This is a genomic window from Phenylobacterium sp., from assembly GCF_036263695.1.
In the GTDB taxonomy this organism is placed as follows: domain Bacteria; phylum Pseudomonadota; class Alphaproteobacteria; order Caulobacterales; family Caulobacteraceae; genus Phenylobacterium.
In genome coordinates, this window is the sequence record NZ_DATAGM010000131.1 from 1 (window position 1) to 3,805 (window position 3,805).

A 3,805-nucleotide genomic window follows, 5' to 3' on the forward strand; every position below is an offset into this window, starting at 1 on the left:
GGCGCCGCCTTCTCCGAAGAGCTAGGCGGTCTCGGCGGCGGCTACGTCGAGAACATGATCGTCATGGAGGAGTTCGGGAAGAAGCTGGTCGTCGAGCCCTACCTGGGCACGGTGGTGATCGGCGGCGGCTTCCTGAAGCACGGCAAGCCGGCCGGCGCGGCCGAACTCATCGGCCAGATCATCGCCGGCGAGGCGGTGTTCGCGTTCGCCTACGCCGAGCCGCAGGGCCGCTACGCGCTTTCCGACCTGAAGACCACGGCGACCAAGGACGGCGCCGGCTGGAAGCTGAACGGCCATAAGGCGGTGGTCGTCGGCGCCCCCTGGGCGAGCCACCTGATCGTCACCGCGCGCACCAGCGGCGCCCAGCGGGAGGCGCAGGGCGTGTCGGTGTTCGTGGTCGAGAAGAACGCCCCGGGCGTCACCACCCGTGACTACGCCACCGTCGATGGCCAGCGCGCCTCGGAGGTCTACTTCGAGAACGTGGCGCTGCCGGGCGAGGCGCTGATCGGGCCCGAGGGCCAGGCGCTGCCGCTGGTCGAGCGGGTCGTCGACGAGGCGGTCGCGGCGCTCTGCGGCGAGGCTTGCGGCGTGCTGGCCAAGCTGCACGAGGGCACCCTCGAGTACACCAAGCAGCGCAAGCAGTTCGGCGCGCCGATCAGCACCTTCCAGGTGCTGCAGCACCGGATGGTCGACATGTTCATCAACGTCGAGCAGTCGATCTCGATGACCTACATGGCGACGATCAAGGTCGCCTCCGACGACGCGGCCGAGCGAGCCAAGGCGGCCTCCGCGGCCAAGGTACAGATCGGCAAGGCCTGCAGGTTCGTCGGCCAGAACGCCATCCAGCTGCACGGCGGCATGGGCATGACTGACGAGATGGCCATCGGCCACTACTTCAAGCGCGCCACGATGATCGAAGCCGCGTTCGGCAACACCGACCATCACCTGGCCCGGTACGAAGGCCTGTCGCTCAGCCGGGCGGCCTAAGACTACGACCTCTCCCTCCTAGCCCCTACCTCCCGCGAAGCGGCGGGGGGTAGAGGCTGCTGACAGCATGGTGGCGGCAGGCCCTGGCTAGGGTCGCCTTCTCGAAACGAGGAGGACGGACATGACCATCGAAGCCATCGCCCAGACCACCCAGGACATCGCCAAGGACTTCACCGCCCTGCTCAAGGCGGGCCAGTTCGACGAGGCGGGAGAGACCTACTGGGCCGACACCGTCGTCAGCCTCGAGCCGATGGGCGAGGGCGCCGTCACGCGAGGCATCGCTGCGGTGCGCTCAAAGGGCGAGCAGTGGGCCCACGCCCACGAGATCAACAGCGTCGAGGTTGGCGGCCCTTACGTCCACGGCGACCAGTTCGCCGTCCGGTTCACCATGGACGTGACCCAGAAGGCGAGCGGCGAGCGGATGCAGATGGACGAGGTCGGCGTCTACACCGTCAAGAACGGCAAGATCGTCGAGGAGCGGTTCTTCTACGGCGGGTGAGCACCCGGCCGCTGCAATTCGTTGCAGCTCGTGAGTTGCCTTGCGCGGGGGAAGCGGCCTAACGGCGGCCGATGCCCCTGCGCGACTTCGCCCTGCTGGTAGGCGTGTGCCTGCTGTGGGCGCTGAACAACATCATCTCGAAGCTGGTGGTGAGCGACCTTGCGACGCCGCCGCTGTTCTACGCGGCCGTGCGCTTCGCGCTGGTGGCGGCCATCACCTTCCCTTGGCTGTTCCCGGCGCCGCGGCCGCTCTGGCGGGTGGTGGTCGTCGCCCTGCTGATGGGCGGCGGCAACTTCGCGGTGTTCTTCGTGGGGCTGAAGACCTCCACCCCCTCGGCCGCGGCGGTGGTGCTGCAGCTGGGCGTGCCGATGACCACCCTGCTGTCGTGGCTGATCCTCGGCGAGAAGCTGCGCTGGCGGCGGGGTCTCGGCATCGCGCTGACCTTCGCCGGGGCCATGCTGGTGATCTGGAATCCGGACGGCTTCGCCATGTCCGTTGGGCTGATCTATATCGCGCTCGCGGCCTTCCTGGGGTCGCTCGGCGCGGTGATGATGAAGCAGGTGGAGGGGGTGAAGCCGCTGCAGTTCCAGGCCTGGGTGGGCTTTTCCTCCATTTTCCCGCTGACCGCGCTGACGCTCCACTTCGAGCCGGGCGCCCATCAAGCCGCCATCGCGGCCGGCTGGCCGTTCGCGGCGGCGGTGGTGTTCTCGGCGGTGGTCGTCTCGGTGGTGGCCCACACCGCCTACTACGGGCTGATCCAGCGGCACGACGCCAACCTGATCAGCCCGTTGACCCTGATGACGCCGCTCGCCACGATCCTGCTCGGCGTGCTGGTGACGAACGACCCGTTCGGGTGGCGGATGGTGGCGGGGACGGCCCTGGCGCTCGCCGGGGTGCTGATCATCGCGCTTAGGCCCAACCGGGTCATGCCGCTTCTCTTGGCTGTCAGGAACCGAGCCCAGTGACCTTCATCGAGGCGCCTTCGCCCAACTTCGACGAGCGCACCGCCCCGCCGTGGATGCTGGTGCTGCACTACACCGGCATGCAGACGGGCGAGGCGGCCCTGGCGCGGCTGCGCGAGGAGGCGGCCGGCGTCTCGTCCCACTACCTGGTGGAGGAGGACGGCCGCATCTTCCGCCTGGTGCCCGAGGAGCGGCGGGCCTGGCACGCCGGCGTCTCCTTCTGGCGCGGCGAGCGCAACGTGAACCACGCCTCGATCGGCATCGAGATCGTCAATCCGGGCCACGAGTTCGGCTACCGGCCGTTTCCGGAGGCGCAAATCGCCTCGGTGCTCGAGCTGGTGGCGGACATCCGCGGGCGCTGGACCATCGAGGACCGCAACATCGTCGGCCACTCCGATGTCGCGCCAAATCGAAAGATCGATCCGGGCGAGCTGTTCCCCTGGAAGCGGCTGGCGCAGGCCGGCCATGGCCTGTGGGCCGAGCCGCCGCCCGCGCCGGGCGCGCCGCTGGCCGAAGGGGAGGAGGGGGCCGGGGTGTTCGCGTTCCAGGCGGGGCTGACCCGCCTCGGCTACGACTGCGCCCCGTCCTGTCGGTTCGACGCCGACACCACCACGATCGTGAGGGCCTTCCAGCGCCACTGGCGCCCGGAGAGGGTGGACGGGATCGCCGATGGCGAGACCCGGGCGCGGCTGATCGCGCTGCTCAGGCTGGCCGCTTGATGGGCTGGGCCGACGGCCCGCTGGAGCTCGAGACCGACCGCTTCATCCTCCGTCCGCTGACGCCACGCGACGCCGGCGGCCTGCTGGCCCACTTCCGAGATCCGGAGGTGACCGAGTTCATGGACATCGAGCCGCTGCGGACTCTGGGCGAGGCGCAGGCGGTGGTCGCCTGGGCGGACGGCCTGCTGGCCCACGGCGGCGGGATCCGGTGGGGCGTGCGGTCCAGGGATGGCCAGCGGCTGATCGGCACCTGCGGGTTCAACGCGCTGGAGCTGGAGCGCGGCCGGCGGGGCGAACTGGCCTATGACCTGGCGGTGACCTTCTGGGGTCAGGGGGTGATGAGCGAGGTGCTGCCCGCCGTGCTGGCCTTCGGGTTCGAGCGCATCGGCCTCCGGCGGATCGAGGCGACGGTGACCGAAGGCAACGAGCGCTCGACGCGGCTGCTGGAGCGGCTCGGCTTCACCTGCGAGGGGCGGCTTCGGGACCACGCCTACTGGAAGGGCCGGTTCTGGGACCAGCTGATCTACGCCCGCCTGGCGAGTTGACCCCGGGGCTTCGAGGCCTCACCTTCCGCGCGGACCAGACGGCCGGGCGATCGCGGGCTTCAAGCTCGAGGAAAGTCCGGGCTCCACGACGAC

5 protein-coding genes are annotated in these 3,805 nt (G+C 69.7%); all 5 read left to right on the top strand.

All coding sequences use genetic code 11. The annotated features are described in order from the left end of the window. On the top strand, positions 1–987 hold a 987-nt coding region (locus VHK87_RS05165), incomplete at its 5' end, for an acyl-CoA dehydrogenase family protein (RefSeq protein ID WP_329633827.1). Between the two features lie 121 nt (positions 988–1,108). Next, on the top strand, positions 1,109–1,486 hold the full coding sequence (locus VHK87_RS05170; protein WP_329633828.1) for a nuclear transport factor 2 family protein: 378 nt from the start codon (positions 1,109–1,111) through the stop codon (positions 1,484–1,486). 71 nt (positions 1,487–1,557) lie between these two features. Further along, entirely contained in the window at positions 1,558–2,451 is an 894-nt protein-coding gene (locus VHK87_RS05175) for a DMT family transporter (protein WP_329633829.1), read from the top strand. A 53-nt stretch (positions 2,452–2,504) separates the two neighbouring features. Beyond that, positions 2,505–3,167, top strand: a complete 663-nt coding sequence (locus VHK87_RS05180; protein ID WP_329633831.1) for an N-acetylmuramoyl-L-alanine amidase — start codon at positions 2,505–2,507, stop codon at positions 3,165–3,167. Further along, on the top strand, positions 3,167–3,712 hold the full coding sequence (locus tag VHK87_RS05185) for a GNAT family protein (protein ID WP_329633830.1): 546 nt from the start codon (positions 3,167–3,169) through the stop codon (positions 3,710–3,712). Before VHK87_RS05180 ends, VHK87_RS05185 begins: the two co-directional genes overlap by 1 nt. The last annotated feature ends 93 nt before the right edge of the window (positions 3,713–3,805 follow it).

Coding starts and splice junctions, on each gene's coding strand:
- VHK87_RS05170 (WP_329633828.1), top strand. CDS start 1,109: ATGACCATCGAAGCCATCGCCCAGACCACCCAGGACATCGCCAAGGAC.
- VHK87_RS05175 (WP_329633829.1), top strand. CDS start 1,558: ATGCCCCTGCGCGACTTCGCCCTGCTGGTAGGCGTGTGCCTGCTGTGG.
- VHK87_RS05180 (WP_329633831.1), top strand. CDS start 2,505: ATGCTGGTGCTGCACTACACCGGCATGCAGACGGGCGAGGCGGCCCTG.
- VHK87_RS05185 (WP_329633830.1), top strand. CDS start 3,167: ATGGGCTGGGCCGACGGCCCGCTGGAGCTCGAGACCGACCGCTTCATC.